Source organism: Rhizobium beringeri, assembly GCF_004306515.1.
GTDB classification, from domain to species: Bacteria; Pseudomonadota; Alphaproteobacteria; order Rhizobiales; family Rhizobiaceae; genus Rhizobium; species Rhizobium beringeri.
Map to the genome: position 1 here is coordinate 622,934 of NZ_SILG01000004.1, position 23,510 is coordinate 646,443.

At 61.0% G+C, this 23,510-nt stretch carries 22 protein-coding genes; 9 read left to right on the top strand and 13 right to left on the bottom strand.

The window, feature by feature from the left end; translation table 11 throughout:
* Window positions 1-957: an ABC transporter permease gene (locus tag ELH03_RS32525; RefSeq protein WP_130767378.1), complete on the bottom strand. Its 957-nt coding sequence runs from the start codon at window positions 955-957 to the stop codon at window positions 1-3.
* A 129-nt stretch (window positions 958-1,086) separates the two neighbouring features.
* Window positions 1,087-2,721 carry an ABC transporter substrate-binding protein gene (locus ELH03_RS32530; protein WP_130659892.1) on the bottom strand — a complete coding sequence of 545 codons (1,635 nt, stop codon included), beginning with the start codon at window positions 2,719-2,721 and terminating at the stop codon, window positions 1,087-1,089.
* A gap of 326 nt (window positions 2,722-3,047) precedes the next feature.
* Here ELH03_RS32530 and ELH03_RS32535 point away from each other — a divergent pair, with 326 nt between their 5' ends.
* From ELH03_RS32535 to pdxA, 4 genes are all read left to right on the top strand, one after another.
* Complete coding sequence (locus tag ELH03_RS32535; RefSeq protein ID WP_130767379.1) at window positions 3,048-3,953, top strand: dihydrodipicolinate synthase family protein; 906 nt, start codon at window positions 3,048-3,050, stop codon at window positions 3,951-3,953.
* 11 nt (window positions 3,954-3,964) lie between these two features.
* A complete protein-coding gene (locus ELH03_RS32540) occupies window positions 3,965-5,152 on the top strand; it encodes a sialidase family protein (RefSeq protein ID WP_128401772.1) in 1,188 nt (395 codons plus the stop codon).
* Window positions 5,153-5,509: 357 nt separating this feature from the next.
* On the top strand, window positions 5,510-6,643 hold the full coding sequence (locus ELH03_RS32545; protein WP_128401773.1) for an iron-containing alcohol dehydrogenase: 1,134 nt from the start codon (window positions 5,510-5,512) through the stop codon (window positions 6,641-6,643).
* Between the two features lie 31 nt (window positions 6,644-6,674).
* Window positions 6,675-7,661, top strand: coding sequence for a 4-hydroxythreonine-4-phosphate dehydrogenase PdxA (gene pdxA, locus ELH03_RS32550; protein ID WP_128401774.1), 987 nt, complete (start codon window positions 6,675-6,677; stop codon window positions 7,659-7,661).
* A gap of 13 nt (window positions 7,662-7,674) precedes the next feature.
* Here the strand turns inward: pdxA and ELH03_RS32555 are convergent, their stop codons facing one another.
* Together ELH03_RS32555 and ELH03_RS32560 are read right to left on the bottom strand one after the other, a co-directional pair.
* Window positions 7,675-8,157, bottom strand: a complete 483-nt coding sequence (locus ELH03_RS32555) for an RES family NAD+ phosphorylase (protein WP_128401775.1) — start codon at window positions 8,155-8,157, stop codon at window positions 7,675-7,677.
* The gene (locus tag ELH03_RS32560; protein WP_018070805.1) at window positions 8,154-8,585 is read right to left on the bottom strand and encodes an antitoxin Xre-like helix-turn-helix domain-containing protein; all 432 of its coding nucleotides are present in this window, start codon (window positions 8,583-8,585) and stop codon (window positions 8,154-8,156) included. The genes ELH03_RS32555 and ELH03_RS32560 overlap by 4 nt, the downstream gene beginning before the upstream one ends.
* A 171-nt stretch (window positions 8,586-8,756) precedes the next feature.
* Between ELH03_RS32560 and ELH03_RS32565 the strand changes: the two genes are divergently transcribed.
* Window positions 8,757-9,602 (top strand): alanine--tRNA ligase-related protein, encoded by an 846-nt coding sequence (locus tag ELH03_RS32565; RefSeq protein WP_245504918.1) that lies wholly within the window; start codon window positions 8,757-8,759, stop codon window positions 9,600-9,602.
* A gap of 130 nt (window positions 9,603-9,732) precedes the next feature.
* On the opposite strand, the gene ELH03_RS32570 is transcribed toward ELH03_RS32565, so the two are convergent.
* The 5 genes from ELH03_RS32570 to ELH03_RS32590 form a co-directional block, all read right to left on the bottom strand.
* Window positions 9,733-10,503 carry an ABC transporter permease gene (locus tag ELH03_RS32570; RefSeq protein WP_130767381.1) on the bottom strand — a complete coding sequence of 257 codons (771 nt, stop codon included), beginning with the start codon at window positions 10,501-10,503 and terminating at the stop codon, window positions 9,733-9,735.
* Window positions 10,500-11,288, bottom strand: coding sequence for an ABC transporter ATP-binding protein (locus tag ELH03_RS32575; protein ID WP_130767382.1), 789 nt, complete (start codon window positions 11,286-11,288; stop codon window positions 10,500-10,502). Before ELH03_RS32575 ends, ELH03_RS32570 begins: the two co-directional genes overlap by 4 nt.
* Before the next feature lie 8 nt (window positions 11,289-11,296).
* Window positions 11,297-12,343 (bottom strand): ABC transporter substrate-binding protein, encoded by a 1,047-nt coding sequence (locus ELH03_RS32580; protein ID WP_130767383.1) that lies wholly within the window; start codon window positions 12,341-12,343, stop codon window positions 11,297-11,299.
* Window positions 12,344-12,395: 52 nt separating this feature from the next.
* The gene (locus tag ELH03_RS32585) at window positions 12,396-12,833 is read right to left on the bottom strand and encodes a VOC family protein (RefSeq protein ID WP_130767384.1); all 438 of its coding nucleotides are present in this window, start codon (window positions 12,831-12,833) and stop codon (window positions 12,396-12,398) included.
* Window positions 12,834-12,940: 107 nt separating this feature from the next.
* On the bottom strand, window positions 12,941-13,804 hold the full coding sequence (locus ELH03_RS32590; RefSeq protein WP_130767385.1) for a helix-turn-helix domain-containing protein: 864 nt from the start codon (window positions 13,802-13,804) through the stop codon (window positions 12,941-12,943).
* A 363-nt stretch (window positions 13,805-14,167) separates the two neighbouring features.
* Between ELH03_RS32590 and ELH03_RS32595 the strand changes: the two genes are divergently transcribed.
* The 4 genes from ELH03_RS32595 (at window position 14,168) to ELH03_RS32610 (ending at window position 18,808) form a co-directional block, all read left to right on the top strand.
* Window positions 14,168-15,181, top strand: coding sequence for a sugar ABC transporter substrate-binding protein (locus tag ELH03_RS32595; RefSeq protein WP_130767386.1), 1,014 nt, complete (start codon window positions 14,168-14,170; stop codon window positions 15,179-15,181).
* A 64-nt stretch (window positions 15,182-15,245) separates the two neighbouring features.
* Window positions 15,246-16,796: a sugar ABC transporter ATP-binding protein gene (locus ELH03_RS32600; protein ID WP_130767387.1), complete on the top strand. Its 1,551-nt coding sequence runs from the start codon at window positions 15,246-15,248 to the stop codon at window positions 16,794-16,796.
* Window positions 16,786-17,805: an ABC transporter permease gene (locus ELH03_RS32605; protein ID WP_128401784.1), complete on the top strand. Its 1,020-nt coding sequence runs from the start codon at window positions 16,786-16,788 to the stop codon at window positions 17,803-17,805. The genes ELH03_RS32600 and ELH03_RS32605 overlap by 11 nt, the downstream gene beginning before the upstream one ends.
* 1 nt (window position 17,806) lies before the next feature.
* Window positions 17,807-18,808, top strand: coding sequence for an ABC transporter permease (locus ELH03_RS32610; RefSeq protein ID WP_130767388.1), 1,002 nt, complete (start codon window positions 17,807-17,809; stop codon window positions 18,806-18,808).
* A gap of 38 nt (window positions 18,809-18,846) precedes the next feature.
* On the opposite strand, the gene glpK is transcribed toward ELH03_RS32610, so the two are convergent.
* The 4 genes from glpK to ELH03_RS32630 form a co-directional block, all read right to left on the bottom strand.
* Window positions 18,847-20,349, bottom strand: a complete 1,503-nt coding sequence (gene glpK / locus ELH03_RS32615) for a glycerol kinase GlpK (protein WP_130767389.1) — start codon at window positions 20,347-20,349, stop codon at window positions 18,847-18,849.
* 147 nt (window positions 20,350-20,496) lie between these two features.
* A complete protein-coding gene (locus ELH03_RS32620; RefSeq protein WP_012759892.1) occupies window positions 20,497-22,221 on the bottom strand; it encodes an ABC transporter substrate-binding protein in 1,725 nt (574 codons plus the stop codon).
* Window positions 22,222-22,302: 81 nt separating this feature from the next.
* The gene (locus tag ELH03_RS32625) at window positions 22,303-22,599 is read right to left on the bottom strand and encodes a DUF2160 domain-containing protein (RefSeq protein WP_003552210.1); all 297 of its coding nucleotides are present in this window, start codon (window positions 22,597-22,599) and stop codon (window positions 22,303-22,305) included.
* Entirely contained in the window at window positions 22,599-23,510 is a 912-nt protein-coding gene (locus ELH03_RS32630; protein WP_003552208.1) for a carbohydrate ABC transporter permease, read from the bottom strand. The genes ELH03_RS32625 and ELH03_RS32630 overlap by 1 nt, the downstream gene beginning before the upstream one ends.

The window sequence follows — 23,510 nt, forward strand, 5'->3', positions numbered from 1 at the left end:
TCAGCGGCTCCTTCTTGAATCATTGGCGCGCGGATCGAGCAGCGGATAGAGCACATCCACCAGGAGGTTCGACACCATCACCAGGAACGATCCGATCAGCGTGATCGCCAGAATGACGGGATAATCGGAATTGATCAGCGCCTGCACCGTCAACCGGCCGAGGCCCGGCAGGCCGAAGACGAGTTCGACGAAGATCGCGCCGTTGACGATGGTGATCATGATCAGGCCGAGCTGCGTGACGACGGGCGTCAGCACCGGCCGCAGGATGTGGCGCAACGCCACGATGATCTCGGGCACGCCCTTGGCGCGGGCGGTCCGGACGAAATCCTCCGACAGGACCTCGATGACGGCGGCACGCGTCTGACGCACGATCAGTGCGATAGGCTGGAAGGAAAGGACGAGCAGCGGCAGCAGGATACGGACATCGAGGATGCCGCCCCAGCCGTAGGGAACGCTTGCACCCGGCAGCAGCACGATGAGGCCGACCATCAGCAGCGGACCGGCGACATAGGCCGGGATCGCCCAGAGGAAGAGTGCGGAGCCCAGAATGGCATAATCGATGCACGAATTCTGGTTGAGCGCGGCGATCATGCCAAGCGGGATCGCAACGACGGCGGTCAGAATGATGGAACAGAGGGCAAGCTGGAAGGAGACGGGTGCGGCGGCTGAGACCATCGCCCAGACGGAGCGCCCCGATGTCAGCGAGTTGCCAAATTGGCCGTGCAGCAGGTTCCAGATGTAAAGGCCGAACTGGACGATGAAGGGCTTGTTGAGGCCAGCACTTTCGCGAATGGCTTCGATGCGCTGCGGATTATAGGCGACGTCGCCCGGTGCGCGCAGGAAGATCAGCTTGATCGGATCGCCGGCGCCATAGAAGGCCAGCGCGTAAACGGCCAGCATCACCACCAGAACGGACGGAATCCAGATGGCAAATCGGGTTAGCACGTAGCGCAGCAAGGCCACCTCCCACCTGTTGTTCGATGCGTTCCCGCTTTTGGCTGCGATCGCATCTCTTCTTCTTGAAACTTGCGCGAAGGCCTTGCGGCCTTCGCGCGGTTTATCACCGACAGGGACGGTTTCCGCCGATCAACCGATGGAAATGTTCCACGGTTCGACGACCTGCCAGTCAAGGTTCTTTTCCAGGCCTTTGACATCCTTGGTGGCCCAGCGCGACATCGCCTGAGAATACCATGGAATGAAGGCCCAATCCTCGCGGAACGCCTTCTGGGCTTCCTGGGCGAGAGCGATGCGCTGCGGATCATCTGCAGCCTTGGTCGTGGCTTCGGCAAGGGCACTGTCGACCTTGTCGTTCTTGTAGCCACCGAGCTTGTTCTGCGCGTTGGACGAGGTCGAGGCGATGCTGCCTGCCAGATAGGAGACGGCATCCGGCACGCGGGTGCCGACGTCGTCGCGGAAGATCTGGACCGAGTTCTGATCCGGACCCGCATAGGAATCCTGCTGCGGCTTCATGTCGACGGCAGTGATGCCGAGATTCTGGCGCCACTGCTCGGCAATGAACTGGGCGGCAGCCTGAATGGCCGGCCCCGAGATGCCGACGAAGAGGATCTTCGGCAGGCGCTCCGGACCGCCGTAGGTCGATTCCGCAAGCAGCTTCTTGGCAGCCTCCGGATCGTAGGGATAGGGCTCGAAGCCGGAATTCTCCGCACCTGGGACCGAGTTGAGGATCTGATCGGCCTTCTTATGCGGCCCGTCGGGATAGGAAGCCTTGAACAGGCCGTCGCGATCGACCGCCATGATCAGTGCCTGACGAACCTTCGGATCGTCCATCGGCGCACGAGAGATGTTGAACCAGAAGTGCTGGCTGGTCGGGATCAGCGGGCCGGCGGAAAATTCCGGGCCGAGATCCTGGATGATGGTCGAGGTGATCAGCTCGGTATGGGCGTTGAACTCGCCCGACTTGATCAGCGACGTCGCGGTGACATTGTCCTCGATCGAGGTGATATCAATACGGGCAAGCTTTGGCTTTGGTCCGAAGAAGTTCTCATTCGGCTCGAAAGCGAGTTTGCCGGCGTCGATGTCGATGCTCGTGAGTTTGAACGGACCCGAGAAGACCGGCTTACTGTCAGGCTTGTACCAGTCGATAATCTCCTCGCCGTCGCTGCCGCGCGACTGCGACGCCTTGGTAATCGGCGCGATGTGGTTTGCCAGGCGCATGAAGAAGATTGGGTCTGCAGCAGCCAGCGTTACGACGACCGTTCCTTCGTCGGGTGTCGCGACACCGGTCAGTTCGGTGCCGGAGCCGGCGGCGATTTCGGCGTAACCCTTGACCCTGCTCAGCACCTGGTCGGCGCGCTGGTTCTTGGTGTTCGGCATCGAGGAGACTTCCCACGACCCCTTGACATCGGCCGAGGTGATCTTACTGCCGTCGGAGAAGACAGCCTTCGGGTCGAGCTTGAAGGTCCAAACGGTGTTGTCGGCCGATTCCCAGCTGGTGAAGACGTAGGGCTTGATATTGCCTTGGCTGTCGAAATACATCGGCGATGCCCACCAGATGGAATTCCAGCGGAACGTTCTGCCGCCGCCGCGCAGCGGCGACCAGTCCTGGTCGAAGGCCGGATTTGCGACCTTCAGGACCTGGCCTTCATCGGCCATGACGATGCGGGCATTCATCCCGAATACGGTGAGGCCGACGCCGGCTGCAAGGCCGAGCTTCAGCGCGTTACGACGTGATATATTGGTTTTATCCGATTGATCAGACATGGCATTCCTCCCAGAGTGAATTCGGCAGCGCTCTCCCTGCACCTGCCAGGCGCAGCACAATCCGTTCCGTATCGTTCTCTCGTTATTGTAAATATGTCAACAAAAAATCGCAATTTCAATTCGAACAAAATTTTCTTCTGAAAATATATAAGTTATAACAGATAGATAACTTTTCAGAGCGGCGTTACAGCATTTTGTCTTCTTGACAAAAGATCGGCAATGGAAAAGTTCTTTGCACTCCATCGCGACAGACGAATGACAACTGGAATGCGCAACCGGGCGGTTCGAACACGGATCCCCAGACAGGACGCGCCGAGGAGGGCGAAATGAGCCATCACAGGATTACAGGCGTTTTCAGCGCCTCCGCAACGCCGCTGACAGCAGAGAATACGCCGGATTTCGCCCTTTTCACCGATCATTGCCGGCAGTTGCTGGCCGAGGGATGCCATGGCGTGGCGCTGCTCGGCACGACGGGCGAGGCCAATTCCTTCTCCGGCGCCGAGCGCCGCGCCATTCTGGAAGCTGCACTGAAGGCCGGCATTCCTGCCGACAGACTTTTGCCGGGCACCGGCGTCGTCGCCATTCCCGAGACCGTGGAACTCACCCGGCACGCGCTGTCGCTTGGCGTCACCAAGGTGGTGATGCTGCCACCATTCTACTACAAGGGCGTCTCCGACGAAGGTCTCTTCGCCGCCTATTCGCAGGTGCTGGAAAAGGTCGCCGACACCCGCCTGCAGGTCATCCTCTATCATATTCCGCAGGTCTCAGGCGTTCCGCTATCCATTCCGCTGATCGGGAGACTGATTGCCGCCTTCCCGGAAACGGTCGTCGGCATCAAGGAATCTGCCGGCGATTTCAACAACATGCAGGCGGTCATCGCCGCATATCCCGGTTTTTCGGTGCTGGCGGGCGCCGATCCGCTGCTGCTGCCGCTGCTGAAGGCCGGCGGTGCCGGCTGCATCACCGCAACATCCAATCTCGTCGCGAATTCGCTGCGTACCGTCTACGATCATGTCCATGACGAGGCCCGCGCCGCCGATGTCGAGGCGGCGCAGGCTCGCATCAACGCCTATCGCACGCTTTCCAATTCCTACGTCCAGATCCCGACCATCAAGGCGATGGTGGGGCTGAAGACCGGCAATCCTGCCTGGAAGCGCACGCGCGCGCCGCTGATGCCGCTCGGCGATGCCGATTATGCCGCGCTCGCCGAAAGCTATGCCAAGCTGCCTTGAGGAGATCCGTCATGAGTTTTACCGGCCTGCCTCCGGAAGCCGTTCCGGCCCTGATGACCGGGGCTATCGCCCCTCACCCCATCGTCGAGGGTCGCGCCGATGCCTATCTGCCCTCCCCCTGCATCCAGAACCATGCCGCAAATCTCGCCTTTCTGCCCGACGGCACCCTGACCTGCGTCTGGTTCGGCGGCACGATGGAGGGCATGGGTGATATTTCGATTTACATGTCGCGGCTGACACTTGGCTCCGAGCGCTGGTCCGTGCCGGAAAAGATGAGCGACGACCCGGAGAAATCCGAACAGAACCCGTTGATTTTCAACGCTGCAGACGGAAAAATATGGCTGCTCTATACCTCGCAGACGTCCGGAAATCAGGACGGTTCAGTTGTCAAATGCCGGATTTCAGACGATGGCGGCCAGACCTTCGGCCCGGTCCAAATCCTCTGTGACAGCCCTGGCACCTTCGTTCGCCAGCAGATCGTCGTGAACGGTCGGGGCGACTGGCTGCTTCCGGTCTTCCGCTGCTTCGGCCTGAACGGCCAGCGCTGGAGCGGCGATGCCGATACGGCGGCCGTGCTGATGTCGCGTGATGGCGGCGCGACCTGGCAAATGCACGATATTCCAGACAGTATTGGCGCGGTGCACATGAACATCCTGCCGCTTGGCGGCGACGAGATGATCGCCTTCTATCGCAACCGTTTCGCCGAAAACATCCTCTCCAGCCGATCATCCGATGGCGGCGCGACCTGGAGTGCGCCCGAACCCACCGGACTGCCGAACAACAACTCCTCGATCCAGGCCACGATCCTGAATGATGGTGCAATCGCAATGGTTTACAACCATTCGAATGCCGGCACGTCGGATGCGCGGCGCCAGTCTCTCTATGACGAAATCGAGGGTGGCGACGCTGGAGAGACCTCCGTCGTTGCCGATAACAGCGCACGCAAGGCCGTCTGGGGTGTTCCGCGCGCGCCGCTGAGCCTGGCGATATCAAGGGATGGCGGCAAGAGCTTTCCGCATCGCATCGATCTCGATACCGGCGACGGCTTCTGCCTCAGCAACAATTCGAAGGATTCGCTGAACCGCGAATTCTCCTATCCGTCGATCGTCCAGGGCGGCGACGGCACGCTCCATATCGCCTACACCTACTACCGGCGCGCCATCAAATATATCAGCCTCGCCCCGCAATCCCTGCCCTGAGCAAAGCGGTAGCCGGAATATCCTAACCTGCGTCCGACCGCATGCGGAAAGATGCCGGATGACAACGGCTGTGGGTTTGCTGACGGGAGAAATTGACAACAGGGTCGGATTATTCGCCGCCGTGGCAAAGATGATGGCCAGCTGTGCCTGAAATGCCGTTTTCATCAGCGCAATTCCAATAACATATTGATATTGTTATAGATGCGTGTGCGTCAGTGCTGGCTTGAAGCGCGGCCGATCGCACATCGAGAGATAAAAAATTCCGCCCCTAGGAATGCTGACTTGACTTTGATCTTACAACTTTACATTAAAGGGGGCGAGGATATTGCCGCAAGATCTTGCAGGGAGGACTGGTTCATGGCCAGCTTGGGTTCGCCAATCACGATAGTTCGGCCGCATCTGATCGAATTCGGCGTCGGCACGGCGGGAAAGCTCGGCAAATGGGCTGATGAAAAGGGCTATCGGCGCACGCTCGTCATCTCCGATGCCTTCAACGCTTCGCGCGTCGATGTGCTGGAGCTGAAGGGCGAGGTTACGGTCTTTGCCGAAGTGACGCCCGAACCGGATACGGCCAATCTCGAAAAAGTCCTGGAGGCGGCAAACGCCGCCAATGCCGAGCTGATCGTCGGCTTCGGCGGCGGCAGCGCCATGGATCTGGCAAAACTTGCCGCCGTACTTGCCGGCTCCGCCCAGACGCTGCACGAGGTCGTCGGTCCGAACAAGGTGCACGGGCCGCGCAAGGTGGCGCTTGCCCAGGTACCGACGACATCGGGCACCGGCAGCGAGGCCGGCATTCGCGCGCTCGTCACCGATCCCGCCACGATGGCAAAGCTTGCGGTGGAAAGCCTGCATATGCTGGCCGATATCGCCGTCATCGATCCGGCCCTGACCTTCAGCGTCCCTGCCCGCACGACGGCCGCCACCGGCGTCGATGCCATGGCCCATTGCGTCGAGGCCTTCACCAACCGCAAGGCCCATCCGATGGTCGACATCTATGCGATCGAGGGAACGCGCCTCGTCGGCAAATATCTCGCCCGCGCCGTCAAGGACGGCAATGACGCCGAGGCGCGCGCCGGCCTGTCGCTCGCCTCGCTTTACGGCGGTTTCTGCCTCGGCCCGGTCAACACCGCCGGTGGCCATGCGCTTGCCTATCCCCTCGGCACGCGCTGGCATGTGGCCCATGGCGCGGCCAATGCGCTGATTTTTCCGCATGTTCTCGCCTTCAATACACCGTCCGCGCCTGAGAAAACCAAGGCGGTGATGGAAGCGCTTGGGCGTGAAACCTCCGGGAACATCACCTCCGTCTTCGATGCGGCTTACGCTTTCTGCGCCGAACTCGGCATCGAGATGAAGCTTTCCGGCCTCGGCGTGCCGGAAACCGATCTCGACGCCATGGCCGACGATGCCTTTGCCATTCGCCGTCTGCTCGATAACAATCCGCGAGATCTCTCTCGCGCCGACATTCGCGCGATTTACGCGGCTGCCTTTTAAGCGGTAAGGTTTTTTAGAAGGGACTCGATCGATGGACAGGAATGCGAAAGTTGCCGTGACGCTCGGCGATCCGGCCGGCGTCGGCCCCGAGGTGATCGTCAAGGCCTTGGCAGCCCTTCCAAGAGAAGAACGCCGCGATTTCGTGATTGTCGGCAATGTCGAAGCGCTGGAGCGCGCCGACCGCGTCACCGGCGCCGGGCTGCGGTTCGGGCCTGCCGATGCGCCCGGTGACGACAGGATCGCCGTCGACGAGGTCGCGCTCGGCGCGGCTCTGCCCGAAATCGGCAAGGTCAGTCCCGTCGCCGGCGACGCTTCGGTGCGCTACATCACCCGCGCCGTCGATCTCGCCATGTCGGGGCAAGCCGATGTCATCGTCACCGCGCCGATCAACAAGGAAGCGATGAATCTTGCCGGCCATCACCATGACGGTCACACCGGGTTGCTCGCGCATCTCACCGGCTCGAAGAGCTCCTTCATGCTGCTCGCTTCCGAGCGGCTGAACACCATCCACGTCTCCACCCATATCTCGCTGAAGGGTGCGATCGAGCGCGCCAAGACCGAGCGGGTGCTCGCCACCATCGAAGCCGGTCACTGGCATTTCCTGCGACTCGGCCGCAAGGCACGCATCGCCGTTGCCGGCCTCAATCCGCATTGCGGCGAAAACGGCCTGTTCGGCACCGAGGACATGGAGTTCCTGGCGCCCGCCGTCGAGCAGGCGCAGGCAAAGGGCATCGACGTCGTCGGGCCGATCTCGGCCGATACGGTGTTTGCCCGCGCCTACAACGGCGCTTTCGATCTCGTCATCGCCCAGTATCACGACCAGGGCCATATCCCGATCAAGCTTGTTGCCTTCGACACCGCGGTCAACGTCTCGCTCGGCTTGCCGATCGACCGCGTCTCGGTCGACCACGGCACCGCCTTCGACATCGCCGGCACCGGCAAGGCCAACCACGTCAACATGCTCTCGGCCATCGCCTATGCCAGGCTGATGGCTCGCTCGCCGCGGCGGGAGGTGTGAACTGCCGACCCCATCACATGCCGAACAAGCGGCGATCCCAGAAGACGGGTTGGTGGAGGCTTGTCGTGATCGACGGGAATTCCGGGTGGGCCGGATTGATCAGCACATTGCGGTCGACGCGGGCGACGACGCTTGGGACCAGCAGGATGGCGCTGCGCTTCTCCTGGCACCAGCGTTCGCCGAAAGCCTTGCTGACGTTCGCCGGCATGCTGTCCCAGCCCGGCAGCGCAGGCTCGGAGAAGACCTCGTAGCTTAGCCCACGCGGCAGGGTGATCGTGACATAGTGCTGGTTGGGCGGCAGCCGCCCGCTGCCGTGGACGAGCTTTTCGAGCAGTGCGGTCGAATAGTGCTCGCTGGTGTAGATGATCGGGCTGCCCGATGTGTTCCATCGTCCCGGCGCGATGGTCGAGCCGGTGGCGTCGAAGATCGGATAGGTTCCACTGGGATCTCCGATGCGGATGGATGTCAGCGTACGGTCGAGATGCTGTGCGCTCACGCAGCGCTGCCGTATTTCAGGCTTCCGAGGATATCGAGTACGAGCTCGCCGCCGATCTCGCTCTGGATGACCACGTCGATCGGTCGCCTGTCTTCCAGCATTGCATGCGGGCGAAACAGGAAATCGCGCGCCTCGGTCTCGGTCTGCCAGACATCGAGCGCTGATCCCCAGACACGCGCCAGGCGAGCGAGCTTTATGCCTTCATCGGAGGAAAGCCGATGCTTCGATTTGCGCCGCTCATAGGTGGCCTTCGGAACGAGCCTATATTTGAACTGGGTATCATCAGGCGCCAGAAGCAGCGCCATGCGATCAAGCGCCTTGACCGGCAAGCCTTCCTCGATGCTGGAGAGCAGGCCAAAGGCGGAGCGCGACGCCGGTTCCCGGGCGGGCAGTCCGAGAACGTCGGCGATGACTGCAAATCCCATCATGGTCATGGATCCTTTTCACTTGAGGTTATATTTAGTCTCAAGTGAGACGATGTTCAAGAGTGCCATCCCGGCTTATCTTCGATAGCAGCGGGTTGTCGTGCGCGCCGGAGATCTCTATATTTTTCGAAGGCACGAACAACGAAGGAGGTTGCCTATGTCACCGCGGGACGCCTGATCCAGCAATATCAAGACTTCTGCCTTTCCAAGGGCATTAATTTCATACGCATCGAATCCGTACGGCCGCATGACGATACCACGCTCTTCTGCAGCGCTGGAATGCAGCAGTACAAGCCCCTCTTCTCCGATCCCTCCCATAGTGGAACCGTCGCAAACAGCCAGGCTTGCCTGCGCATGGGCGACCTCGACGAGATTGGCGACGGAACTCATCTTCTTCATTTCACCATGCTCGGCCTTTTCTCCTTCAGGGAAATGACCGTCGGCAACGCCATCGACTTCTGGCTCGAGTTTCTGGAAACGGTGGGGCTCGTGCCGGATCATGTGACGATCCATCCGGACCGCCTGGTGGAATGGCCGCCGCTCTATGGTGGGCGCGTGCCCATCGTGCCGGATCCCGAATGCATATGGAGCGATGGCAACATCAGCGGATACTGCACCGAGTTCTATAAGGACGGCGTCGAGATCGGAAACATCGTCAACCCGCTTGGAAGCTGCATCGATGTCGGCTTCGGTCTCGAGCGTCTCGACATGATCGTCAACGGCACGCCGCAAGTCGATGCGCTCGGAACGCTGTGCGAGACGATCATGACAATCGTGGAAAGCGGCTACCGGCCGGGCAACAAGGAGCAAGGATACGTCTTGCGAAAACTGCTCCGTCGCATCCACAAGATGGGCGGCACGCTCGATCATCCCTTCTTCGTGGAAGAGGTCGAACGCCAGAAGCGACTGCGCGTCAAATATCTGCGTTTGCTTGACCGCCATTCCGAGATGAGTCCCGACTGGTGGTTCGACACCCATGGCATCGATCTCTCCGACATCGGGGAGACGATGAACGAATAGCGGAACAAGGCCTCCCGCAGATAAAGCGGGAGGCCCTGCCATATCCTGGAAAGCGTCAGCGTTTCGGCCATCCCCTGTTTGCCCAGGCGACGAGCCAGTCATGGAGATGTGCTGCCCGCATTGAACGCTTTCAGTTGCGCGCCGGCTGCAGCCGACGGAAAATCCGCTCGATCTGGGAAACAGCGGCAAAAAAGACGATGCCGGAGAAAGATGCGAGCACGACGGCGGCAAAGAGCCTTTCCGCCTGATAGTTGAATGTCGACTGGATAATGACAGCACCCAGCCCCTGGTTCGAGCCGATCCACTCCCCGACGATCGCGCCAATCACACAGGTGGTTGCCGAAATGCGCAGCGACGCAAAGAGTAAGGGGGCGGATCGTGGGGCGCGCAGGCGCCAGAACGTCTCCCACCCGCTCGCCGAAAGCACATGCATCAGGTCAAGCTCACTCGCAGTCGCCAGATTGAGGCCCCGGGCGGTATTCACGAGCGTTGGGAAGAAGCAGATGAGAGCGGCGATGATGACCTTTGGCAGCATGCCGAGGCCGAAGATGAGGATGATGATCGGCGCAAGCGCCAGCACGGGAATCGTGTTGAAGAGCAGGACAACGGGAAAATAGGCGGCCTGGAAGCGCGGATTATAGACAAAGGCAACCGCCAGGATCACAGCGAGACTATTGCCCAAGAGGAAGCCGAGGCCCGCCTCACCCCATGTCGGGATCGCATTCGACAGAAGGAAGCGCCATTCGATGCCAAGCGTGCGCAGGATCGCCAGCGGCGTTGGAACGATATAGGCCGGAATACCGAGAGCCGGCACCAGCCATTGCCAGGCGAGAAGCAGCGAGAGGGCGCCGATGACAGGAAGGCCGACCGCCTCGGTGAGTGACAACGGACGATGCGTCATGCAGCCGAATTCCCCTGCTGCAGCAATCCCCGCAGACGGGCGGCGGTCTCCTGGACATCGAGGCTCTCGCGCCGACAGAGCCCGCGCTCGTCTTTCAGCGGTGCAAGGTCGATCAGCGCCTGAACGCGACCCGGATTGGCCGCAAGCACCAGCACGCGTCCGCCGAGATAGATCGCCTCGATGACGCTGTGGGTGACGAACAGGATGGTCGTGCCGGTTCGGCGCCACACGTCCAGAAGCTCGTCGTTCAGTCGTTCGCGGGTGATCTCGTCGAGCGCACCGAAGGGTTCGTCCATGAGCAGGATATCCGGCTCGCATTGAAGCGCGCGCGCAATGGCGACACGCTGGCGCTGGCCCCCAGACAATTGGTGCGGATAGCGGTCGGCCAGATGCGACAGGCCGACCAGTTCGATCCAGTGGTCGGGTCGCGGATCGACCGATCGCGAGACGCTCTTCTTCCCCACTTGCAGCGGCAGCGCAACATTCTCCCTCACGGTCCGCCACGGCAGCAGCGTTGCGTCCTGGAAGACGAAGGCGACTTCGCGCCGCCGGCGCGCCTCCGAGGCTGTCTTACCGAGCACCGACAGCCGCCCGTCAAGCGGCGGAAGAAGATCCGCCACCGCACGCAGCAAGGTCGACTTGCCGCAGCCGGAGGGACCGAGAATGGTCAGAAACTCGCCCCTGCCGACGCTGAGGTCGACGCCGGACAGAATGCGGGTCGTCTCGACAGCGCCGGCATAGCCGACAGCCAAGTCCCTGGTTTCGATGGCCGCTGCTTCAGGCAAATCCGCTCTCACGCAATCTTCGGACGGTCGCCCGCCGTCATGTCGAGGATCTCAGTCGTATAGCAGTCCTCCAGCTTCGGCGCGCCGCTCTTGAATTGGCCGATCTTGTCGTAGACGGAAATCTGCTCGGCAATAGCGGCCGGATCGAAGCTGCCCCAGCCATCCCTACCGGTCGCCGTGTCAAAGCTCAGCGACAGGATGCGCGACACCGTCTTCAGCTCTACGGCAAGATCGAGCTGCGGATAGGCTTCCACCGTCAGTTTGACTGCCTCTTCAGGATGTTCATGCGTCCAGGCCCAGCCCTTGGCGACGGCGCGCAGCACCTTTGCCAGCGTCTCGGCATGGCCACTCACGGCATCGTCGGTGGCAAAATAGACATTGGCGTAGGACGGCAGGCCCGTGTCTTTCATCATCAGATCGATGCGGTCTGGGCCGATGATGGAAAGGGCCTGCGTGTTGGTGATCCATCCGGTCACGGCATCGACCTGGCCGGTCATCAGCGGCGTCATGTCGAAGCCGATATTGGTGATGGTCAGGCTCGAGGGATCGATATTGTTCTTCAGCAGAATGGCATCGAGCACGTAACGAGCCGTCGGCTGGATGCCGATGCGCTTGCCGACCATATCCTTGACGGTGCGGATCGGCGCCTTGGGCAGCGAATAGAAGGCGAAAGGCGCCATGCGGAAACCGCAGGCGAAGATCTTGATCGGCACGCCAGATGACCTGGCAAGAAGAAGCTGTGCCGAATCCGAGAATTGGCCGAGCTGCGCATCACCCGTGATCACGGGCGGCACCGTCGCCGAATTGGGACCGCCAGGGGAAAACTCGACGTCGAGACCCTCGGCCTCGAACAGGCCCCGCTTGACTGCGACGATATCGCCGATCTGCCCATTGCTCATCAGCCAATCATATTTGATGACGACCTTGGATGCGGCGGCTTTCGAGTGACGCGGCACGAACACGCTGATCCCTGCCGTCGCGGCGGCAAGGGCAAAGGCTCCGCCCTTCAGGACGGTCCGCCTGCCGACCACGATTTGTTTGTCATCCCCGTTCATTTGCTTGCCTTTCCCCTTGTTGGATTGTTGGACGACCGGCCGATTGCGCTCGCTATTGCGGGCCGATGTCGCCGATCGGGCCACCTGCGGACCACGCATAGATTTCCCAGAGATTGTCGTCAGGATCGGCGAAATAGACGCATCGAGCGTTCCAGACATAGTCCTGCGGCGGCGCGTGGAAGAGCACGCCCGCAGCTTTCAGCTCCGCATAGGCAGCATCGACCTGCTCTGGCGAGGCAAGCTCGATGGCCGCGCAGGCCTTGTGCGCACCTGGAGGGGCACGGCGGCTTGAGACACCGGTATTCTCGGCGATATGCTCGATCTTCCACAACGCAAGCGTCACGCCCGCCCCTTTGAAATCGGCAAAGCCCGGAGCCCGGCGGCGCGGCTTGAAGCCAAGTCGCTCGACATAGAAGGCCGATGCTTTGTCGATATCCTCGACCAAAAAGCAGATGTCGGTAATCGGATTGGTTTGGGCAAAAGCGGTCATATGGGCCTCCTGATGGGAAAAGCCTGGCAGACCGCAGCCTCAAGAGATTTCAAATTCGTGCGGTTGTCTTTCGCAAAACTGCTGATCTGTCATCGGCAAGAGCCGGCTCAAAGACGGACCGAACGCTGGTATTCCTTCGGGGTCGCCCCCATCAGACGGCGAAAGACGCTGGAGAAATGCGCCTGGCTGGAAAAGCCTGTGGCATAAGCGATGTTGGCGAGCGTCTCCTTGCCATCGGCGAGGTAAAGTCGCGCCCGCTCGATCCTGCGTTCGAGAACGAAGCGATGCGGCGCCATGCCGGCCGCCCGTTTGAATTCCCGGCTGAAGTGAAAGGGGCTCATATGGGCCACCCTGGCAAGCTCCTCCACACTCAGATCGGATTTGCCAAGCAGGTTCTCGATGTAATCGATCACACGCCGGAGATTGTCCGATGTCAGCGGACGATCGCCGGCTTCAGGTTTGGCGCCCAGCAGTTTAACAACGCAACAGGCAAGCGCCATCCCCAGATGCTGCATCAAAAGCGGGTCGTCGCGCCCGGTCTTCTCGGCGGCAAATGCAAGGGAGAGCGCGACCTGCAGCGTTGTCGGATCAGTCGTCGCGCTCAGCGCGTCGCTATCCCAATGCTCGGGATCGAAGCGAGAGCCGCCGATGCTGCTGTAGAGCGCAGGTGACTGGAAGATCGAGATATAATCCGCCGCATCGCCATCGACTTCGAGGACTGTGGCGGCCGGTTGAAATCCCAGGGTGAACGGCGGCCTCTCAACTTTGCGGAACGCCCCGCTTCCAAGCCGATAGGCATATTTGCCGTGCGCCGTGCGATTGATCGAAATTCTATGAAGGGAGCCCCTCGAAACCATTTGCCCCGCGGCGCTGCGATAGGTTTCGACGATCATGTCGCGTTGAACGAAGGCCTTGTAGCCTCCGAGGGATGGCCGGCTTATTGAGAAAATCTGCGGGTCGATATCGGGCATTGTTTCATTCTCCCTAGCAGGGGAGAGGCAAGTTGCGCGCCAAGTGGAGCGAGGCTTCGCGCTGGATATCAACGTTGCAGCATAAAAACCCGACGGTGCCCGTTAAATCGTGATTTTACGGCTGCTGTCGCGCCACGGCACCACGGCCCGGCAGGAGTTGACCCTCGGTAAGTTTGGTCGCATGCGCAAGAATTATGCAATGCATGTTTCTTCTTGATCGGCCCGCGCGGGAAACCGCAGCCAGAAATGAGCGTTCGCTCTGTCTACTCTTTTCATCGGAGAGCGTCATTTTGGAAATTCCTTTCTCCCCATTCTCATTAGTCTACTTAATTTATAGACATAACTGAATTGGAGAGAATGGTAATGAGCACCGAAAAGTCCGGAAGCGGTTTGGGAAGACGAGATCTGTTGAAACTGTCTGCCGCGGCCGGGGCCGTCGTTGCGGGTGCTGCGCTGGTCGGGCAGCAAACGGTTTTCGCGGCCGACGAAGAACTGTCACTGAAAGGCAAGCGCATCGCCATCAGCGCAACCGGCACCGATCACTTTTTCGACCTGCAGGCCTATAATGCCCAGATCGAGGAGGTAAAGCGCCTCGGCGGCGAGCCGATCGCCGTCGATGCCGGACGAAACGACGGCAAGCTGGTCTCGCAATTGCAGACGCTGATTGCCCAGAAGCCGGATGCGATCGTTCAAATCCTCGGCACGCTCAGTGTCATCGATCCCTGGCTGAAGAAGGCGCGCGATGCGGGGATCCCGGTTCTGACCGTCGACGTCGGCTCGACCAATTCGATCAACAACACCACCTCCGATAACTGGGGGATCGGCAAGGACCTGGCGCTGCAGCTCGTCTCCGATATCGGCGGCGAAGGCAATATCGTCATCTTCAACGGCTTCTACGGCGTAACCCCCTGCGCGATCCGCTACGACCAGTTGGTCAATGTCGTCAAATATTTCCCGAAGGTGAAAATCCTCCAGCCGGAACTGCGCGACGTCATCCCGAATACCGTGCAGGATGCCTTCACGCAGATCACGGCGATCCTCAACAAATATCCGGAAAAGGGTTCAATCAAGGCGATCTGGTCAGCCTGGGACATCCCGCAGCTTGGCGCGACCCAGGCTTTGGCGGCCGCCGGGCGAACCGAGATCCGCACCTACGGCGTCGATGGCAGCCCGGAAGTGCTGCAGCTTATCGCCGATCCGAATTCGCCGGCCGGCGCCGATGTCGCGCAGCAGCCGGCTGAAATCGGCCGCACCGCCATCCGCAACGTCGCCAAGCTGCTCGCCGGCCAGACGCTGCCGCGCGAGACCTATGTTCCGGCACTGCTCGCCAACAAGACCAATGTCGGCGAAGTCACCAAGAAGCTCGGCATCGGCTGACATTGAACCCGAGCGATCCGGCCATGTCGGATCGCTCGGAATCTGCCCGCCCGGAGAGATCGACATGACGGCCATTTCGTTGAAGCAGCCGGTGACGGCACGCGACGACATCATACGCTTTGAAGGCATCGTCAAGCATTTCGGTGGCGCGCAGGCGCTTGCCGGTGCGTCGCTGATCGTCAGGCGCGGCACCATCCACGGTCTCGTCGGTCAGAACGGCGCCGGCAAGTCGACGCTGATCAAGCTGCTGGCCGGTCTTCACCAGCCCGATGGCGGCCGGATCGAGATCGAAGGGCAAACATTCGACAGGCTGACACCGCATCTTGCCGAAGAGCTCGGCATCCACTTCATTCACCAGGATCGACTGCTGGTGCCGACCTTCACGGTCGGCGAAGCCCTGTTCCTCGGCCGGGAACCACGCATCGCGGGCACACCGTTCCTCGACCGGCGATTGATGCAGCGCCGTGCATCTGACATTCTCAATGACTATTTCGGTGTCCGGTTGCCGAACGCAGCCTTGATCGGCGAATTGTCGACTGCCGAAAAGCAGATCGTGCAAATCACCCGCGCGCTCCTCAATCAGCCGAAAGTGCTCGTCTTCGACGAGCCGACGGCCGCATTGGTGCGCCGCGAGGCCGATATCCTCTTCCGGTTGATCCGCCGTCTGCGCGACGAAGGCGTCACCATCATCTACATCTCACATTACCTAAACGAAATCGAAGAGCTCTGCGACGACGTCACCGTGCTGCGCAATGGGCTGGACGTCGCCTCTCTGCCGATCGGGGAGACTTCGGCCGGGGCGATTGCCCGGCTGATGGTCGAGCGTGATATCAAGGAGATGTTCCCGAAGCCGCAGGTGACACCTGGCGAGGAAATCCTCAAGGTCGAGCAGCTGTCGGCGCCGGGGAAATATAGCGACATTAGTTTCACGCTTCGCCGCGGCGAGGTGCTCGGCCTCACCGGCCTGCTCGGCTCCGGCGCAAAGGAGTTGGTCCGCACTCTCTTCGGTCTGGAGACCCCGGCTTCCGGCCATATCGAGATCAGCGGCAAGGCTGCCCGTTTCACCAATCCGACCCAGGCGGCCGGTCGCGAGATCGCCCTGGTGCCGGAAGACCGGCGTCGCCACGGCGTTGCGCTCGACCTCAGCGTCGCGGAAAATATCAGCCTTTCGAGCCTTGGCCGCTTCACGCGTTTCGGCTTTCTCGATCGCAGACGCGAACAGAAAGAAGTGGACGCTCTGATTACGCGGCTGCAGGTGAAGACCAATGGGCGCGATGCCCTGCTGCGCACGCTTTCGGGCGGCAACCAGCAGAAGATCGCCATCGCCAAGTGGCTGAGCCGCCATTCCGAAGTCTATCTCCTCGACGAGCCGACAGTCGGCGTCGATATCGGCTCCAAGGTCGAAATCTATGCGCTGATCGGCGAACTCGCGTCGCGCGGCGCCGGCGTCATCGTGCTGTCTTCGGATCTGCCCGAGCTCGTCGGCATCACCGATCGCATCCTGGTGCTCTTCCGCGGCCGCGTGGTGCGGGAATTCATATCGTCGGAGACCACGGCGGATGCCGTGCTGGCTCAATCGACTGGATCATCCGAGGGACATCGCCATGTCGGCTGAAGTGGAATTCGCGCCTTCCGGTTTTTCCGCTGCGGGACCGCCTCCCCGGCCGGCCGGCAATATTGCGGCTGCGGCATTGCGCTTCGGATCGCTGATCGCTTTCGCCGCCATCCTGATCATCTTCTCGCTGACCGCACCCTATTTCCTCAGCATCGGCAATATCGGCAATGTGCTTGGCCAATCGGCCATCTCCGGTGTGCTTGCTATTGGGTTGACGATCGTGCTGATCGCCGGCGGCTCCAATGTCGTCACCGGTGGCATCGACCTGTCGCTCGCTGCCAATATGGGCCTCAGCGCCGCCGTCTATGCGAGCCTGACGCAGCTCGGCTACGGCGATGCGACGGCGATTGCCGCGACAATTTTGACCGGTGCCCTGATTGGCACGGTCAATGCCATTGCCGTCGTCTATGCCGGCATCGTGCCGCTGCTGGCCACGCTTGCCGTCATGAATGTCGTCGCCGGCCTGGAGTTGGTACTGACCGGCAATACCGTCCTGCCGGCCTCGACGCCTCTCCTATCGGCGCTCTCGGCCTCGGATCCTTTCGGCATCCCGGTTCTTGCCTATGTGCTCCTTGGCTTTACGGCGATCACCACGGCGATCGTGCAATATACCCCGCTCGGCTTGCGTCTCTACGCCGTCGGTGAGTTTCCGGATGCGGCGCGTGCCGCCGGTCTGCCGCTTCGAAGGCTGCTGGCCGGCGCCTTCGTCGCCAGCGGCGTCTCCGGCGGCATCGCCGGCATCCTGTCGGTTTCCTATCTGAGCGGCAGCACGACCGGCGCCGGCGAGATGCTGTTGCCCGTCGTCGTGACGGCTCTGCTCGGCTCGGTCTTTTCGCGCCGGCTGGTTCCGACGGTCACCGGAACGCTGCTTTCGGCCCTTTTGGTCGGCTTCCTGGTCAACGGTTTCCAGCTGCTGAACATTTCGAGCACGCTGGTCAGCGGCGTCCAGGGTGTGCTCATTCTCATCGTCGTTTCCGCGACCACGCTGCTGCGCCGACAGGAGGCCTGACATGTCGCTCCAGACCCCTCCCCCCGCCGCCATCGGCCTGCCGCGTCTCATCGCCGGCGGCCTGGTGCGCTATGGGTTGATCCTCGCCCTGGTTGCGGTGTTTGCCGCCTTTTCCGTGGCAACGCCGACATTCCTGACGCCTGCGAACCTGCAGAGCATCCTGGTCAACAATTTCACGCTGCTTGCCATCGTCTCCGTCGCCATGACCTTCGCCGTCGCGTCGGGCGGCATCGATCTTTCGGTGGGAACGGCAATGGATTTTGCGAGCTTCGCTTTCGTCTCGCTCGTCCTCGCCGGCCAGCCGGTGGCAGTCGCCGCATTCGCGGGACTGGCCGCCGGAGCGTTCGTCGGTGCCTTCAACGCGCTGCTGATTTCAGGGATCGGCGCGTCGCCGTTCCTCGCCACGCTCGGCACGCTGTTCATCGGCCGCAGCATTCAGCAGCTGCTGACCAATGGCGGCAATCCGGTCTATCTGCCGCCAAACGCCGTGCCGGAAGCCTTCCGTTTCCTCGGCCATGGCACGATCGCCGGCTTTCCGGTACCGCTTGCCGCGGCCATCGTCGTCATCGCCGCTGCTGCCGTTGTTTTTGCCCGCACGCGTTTCGGCCGCGTCATCCTGTCGATCGGCATCCAGCCGGGCGTCGTGCGTTATTCCGGCATTGCCGCGCCCGCCCATGTGGCGGTGACTTTCATCCTGGTCGGGTTGATCGCGGCAATCGCCGGCCTGATCCTGACCGCAACCGTCACCACCTACATCCCCTCTTCGGGCAATGCCTTCCTGCTCAATGCGATCGGCGCGACCTTCATCGGCACGACGCTCAGCCCACTCGGACGGCCGAATGTCGGCGGAACCGTCCTCGGGGCGCTGCTGCTCAGCATCGTCGCCAATGGCCTGCTGCTGACCGATCTGAACTTCTATTGGCAGCAGGTCGGCACGGGAACGCTGATCTTCGCCGTGCTCGCCCTGAGCTTCATCAACAGAAAGGCCGCCGGCGGCGCTTAAGAGAAGCCGCCACTGCGGCCCTGTTCTGGGAAGCTGTTCTACCCCACTGAGGCGTCGGAAATCATTCGTGATACGGCATTCTTCCAGCCGATGATCTTGGTCTGCCGCTCGGTCTCATCCATCGAAGGGCTGAAGCGGCGGTCGCAGGCCCAGGCCTGCGCAAAATCCCGCTTGCTTGGCCAGATGCCGGCTTTCGAACCCGCGAGCCAGGCTGCGCCCAGCGCCGTCGTCTCGCGGATCGCCGAGCGGTCGACAGAGTTTCCGGTCATGTCGGCCAGGCACTGCATCGTCCAATCCGAAGCCGCCATGCCACCATCGACGCGCAGCACCGTTTCCAGCTGGTTGACGCCCCAGTCCTTCTTCATCGCCACCAGCAGATCGAGCGTCTGGTAGGCGACGGATTCAAGCACGGCGCGGGCGAATTCCGCCGGCCCGCTGTTTCGCGTCAGACCGAAGATCGCGCCGCGCGCAGCCGGATCCCAGTAGGGCGCGCCGAGACCGGTGAAGGCCGGAACGATATAGACCTGCTGTCCGGGATCGGCCTTGGCGGCAAGCACTCCCGCCTCCGACGCCTGGTCGATAATGCCGAGGCCGTCGCGCAGCCATTGCACGGCAGCACCGGCGATGAAGATCGAGCCTTCGAGCGCATAGGTCGTCTCGCCGTCGAGCCGGCAGGCGATCGTCGTCAGCATCCGATTGGAGGAAGAAACACGATCCCGGCCTGTGTTCAACAGAGCGAAGCACCCGGTGCCATAAGTGGATTTCATCATGCCGGGCTCGAAGCAGGCATTGCCTATCCCCGCCGCCTGCTGGTCGCCGGCGACCCCGAGGATCGGAAGTTCCGCGCCGAACAGCGCCTTGTCGACGCGGCCGAAATCATCGGCACATTCCTTGACGTCAGGAAGCATGGCGGCCGGAATGCGGAGAATGCCGAGAAGCTCCTCGTCCCAGGCACCGTCATCGATATTAAAGAGCAGCGTTCTCGACGCATTGGTCGCGTCGGTGGCATGCACGCGTCCATCAGTCAGATTGTAGATCAGCCAGCTGTCGATCGTCCCGAAGCAGACATCGCCGGCCTCGGCCTTCTCACGCAGGCCATCGACATTGTCGAGCAGCCAGCGCAGCTTCGTTCCGGAGAAATAGGGGTCGAGCAGCAGCCCGGTCTTGGCGCTGAACAGCTTCTCATATCCGTCGGCCTTCAGGCTCTCGCACATTTCGGCCGTGCGCCTGTCCTGCCAGACGATCGCGCGGTGAAGCGGCTTTCCGGACCTGCGATCCCAGACGACCGCCGTCTCGCGCTGATTAGTAATGCCGATCGCGGCAATGTCAGCGGCATCAAGTCCGGTATCGGCGATCGCCCTGCGCACAGTATCGACGACGGACTGCCAGATTTCGGCGGCGTCGTGCTCCACCCATCCAGGCTGCGGATAATATTGGGTGATCTCCGCCTGCGCCGAGCCGGCCGTTTTCATGTCGCTATCGAAGATGATTGCGCGCGAGGAGGTCGTGCCTTGGTCGATTGAAAGAATATAGCCGCTCATATCCGTCTCCGGCTCGCACGAAACCGCTCCTGCCGAGGACAGCAGGACGCGGACGTTTCATGAGAGAAAGATTGTGGGTGCCACCGGCTTGTTGCCGGTGGCAGGAAGTGATGGCCGGAAGCCCCGTCGCTTCCGGCCGGGTCCGCCTTACTTCGACTGCCAGCTCTTGACGAGTTCGTCGTAGTTGACCGTGACCGGTTTTTCCTTCTCGTTCTCGATCTTCAGCTGCGGTGCAAGGTTGCCCTTCTTCACCGCATCCGCGTTCCAATAAGCGAGGTCTTGCTCTTCGGCGAGTTTCGGGCCGATATCGCCCTGGACGCCCGATTTCTCGATACGTCCCATGACCTTCTCCTGCTCGCCGCAAAGAGAATCCATGGCTTCCTGCGGTGTCTTGGCGCCGGCAGCGGCGTCACCGATAGCCTGCCACCAAAGCTGAGCCAGCTTCGGATAGTCGGGAACGTTGGTACCGGTTGGCGACCACTGAACACGCGCAGGCGAGCGATAGAACTCGATCAGACCGCCGAGCTTCGGAGCGCGCTCCGTAAAGCTCTTGTCGCGAATGGTGGATTCGCGGATGAAGGTGAGACCGAGCTGGCTCTTCTTCACGTCAATCGTCTTCGAGGTCACGAACTGTGCATAGAGCCACGCGGCTTTTGCACGGTCCGTCGGGGTCGATTTCATCAACGTCCAGGAACCGACGTCCTGATAGCCAAGCTTCATGCCGTCTTTCCAGTAAACGCCATGCGGGCTTGGTGCCATGCGCCATTTCGGCGTACCGTCTTCGTTCATGACAGGCAGGCCAGGCTTGACCATGTCTGCGGTGAACGCCGTGTACCAGAAGATCTGCTGCGCGACGTTACCCTGCGCCGGCACCGGACCGGATTCCGAGAAGGTCATGCCCTGAGCTTCCGGCGGTGCGTACGCCTTCAACCAATCGAGATACTTCTGGATCGAATAGACCGATGCAGGGCCGTTGGTATCGCCGCCACGCGCGACGCACGAACCGACGGGACGCGAATTCTCGTCGACCTTGATACCCCATTCGTCGACCGGAAGACCGTTCGGTAGACCCTTGTCACCATTGCCGGCCATCGACAGCCAGGCGTCGGTGAAGCGCCAGCCGAGCGACGGGTCCTTCTTGCCGTAATCCATATGGCCGAAGACCTTCTTGCCGTTGACGTCACGGCCGGTAAAGAATTCGGCAATGTCCTCATAGGCCGACCAGTTGACCGGAACGCCGAGATCGTAGCCGTATTTCGCCTTGAAATCGGCCTTGTTCTTCTCGTCGTTGAACCAGTCGTAACGGAACCAATAGAGGTTGGCGAACTGCTGGTCGGGAAGCTGGTAGAGCTTCTTGTCCGGCGCTGTCGTGAACTTGGTGCCGATGAAGTCGTCGATATCGAGGCCGGGGTTGGTAACGTCCTTGCCTTCGCCGGCCATCCAGTCGGTCAGGTTGCGCACCTGCTGATAGCGCCAGTGGGTGCCGATCAAGTCGGAGTCGTTGACCCAGCCGTCATACAGGTTCTGCCCGGTCTGCATCTGCGTCTGGATCTTCTCGACAACGTCACCCTCTTGAATGACGTCGTGCGTGACCTTTATCCCGGTAATCGCGGTAAAGGCCGGAGCCAGAACCTCGGACTCATACTTGTGGGTGGTCAAGGTTTCCGAAACAACCTTGATGTCCATCCCCTGGAAAGGCTTCGCAGCATCGATGAACCATTGCATTTCCTTTTCCTGGTCGGCGCGAGAGAGCGTCGACACGTCGCCGATCTCTTTATCCAGAAAAGTCTTTGCCTCGTCCATGCCGGCATAGGCCGACCCGGTCATGGCCAGCAGCACGGCTGCTGTCGTCGTCAATAAATGCCTTCGCATGATATCCTCCCAGGGTTTTGCGATTGCGGTCTTCACGTCTCAGGCGGCCAGAAAAACTCCGGCCATCTGCATCAGTTTGCCTCACACGTAACGGAATACGCCAACGGCGTAGACAACGGAGAGAGCGAGAGCCCACCAGAGGCTTGATCCAGCGAGACCAAGCCAGGCAAGATGGATAAAGGCGCTGCCGAGCAGCGAAAGGAAAAGCCGGTCACCGCGCGTCGTCTCGAAGCGCAGGATTCCGATCCGGGGATTGCCGCCCGGAGCGGCGTATTCCCAGACCCCCATGCCGATCAGCAGCAATGCGATAACGACGAAGAAAGTGGCCGTCGGCCAGGTCCATGCCATCCATGAAAAATCGGGAAGCGAAAAGCTCATCAAACCCTCCCCAGGGCGAAGCCCTTGGCGATGTAATTGCGCACAAACCAGATCACCAGCGCCCCTGGGATCAAGGTCAGAACACCCGCGGCGGCGAGCAAGCCCCAATCCATGCCGGATGCAGAGACGGTACGGGTCATGGTGGCAGCGATCGGCTTCGCGTCGGTCGTCGTCAGCGTTCGTGCGATCAGCAACTCGACCCAAGAGAACATGAAGCAGAAGAAGCAGGCGACACCTATGCCGCTCGCAATCAGCGGCGTGAAGATCTTCAGGAAAAAGCGCGGGAACGAATAGCCATCGATATAGGCCGTTTCGTCGATTTCCTTCGGCACACCGGACATGAAGCCTTCAAGGATCCAGACCGCAAGCGGCACGTTGAAGAGGCAATGCGCCAATGCCACGGCGATGTGCGTATCGATCAGTCCAAAGGCTGAGTAGAGCTGGAAGAACGGCAGGGCAAAGACCGCCGGCGGCGCCATCCGGTTCGTTAGCAACCAGAAGAAAAGATGCTTGTCACCAAGGAAGCGATAACGGGAAAAGGCATAGGCCGCCGGCAGCGCGGCTGCCACCGAGATCACCATGTTGATCACGACATAGGTGATTGAATTGATGTAGCCGGAATACCACGCCTTCTCCGTGAAGATCGTCACGTAATTGGCAATCGTCGGGTTATGAGGATAAAGCGTCAGAGAATTGACGATTTCCGCATTGGTCTTGAAGCTCATGTTGACGAGCCAATAGATCGGCAGCAGGAGCACGATGATATAGATCGTCGGAACCAGCCACCACCAGCGCGATTCCTCGCCGCGCCGGCGCATCAGGCGGCTGACTTCATCGGAGGAGAGACCGCTTGCGACACTGGTAACGCCTGAGATTTTTCGGCTCGCTGTCGTTTCGTTGGAGGCGCTCAT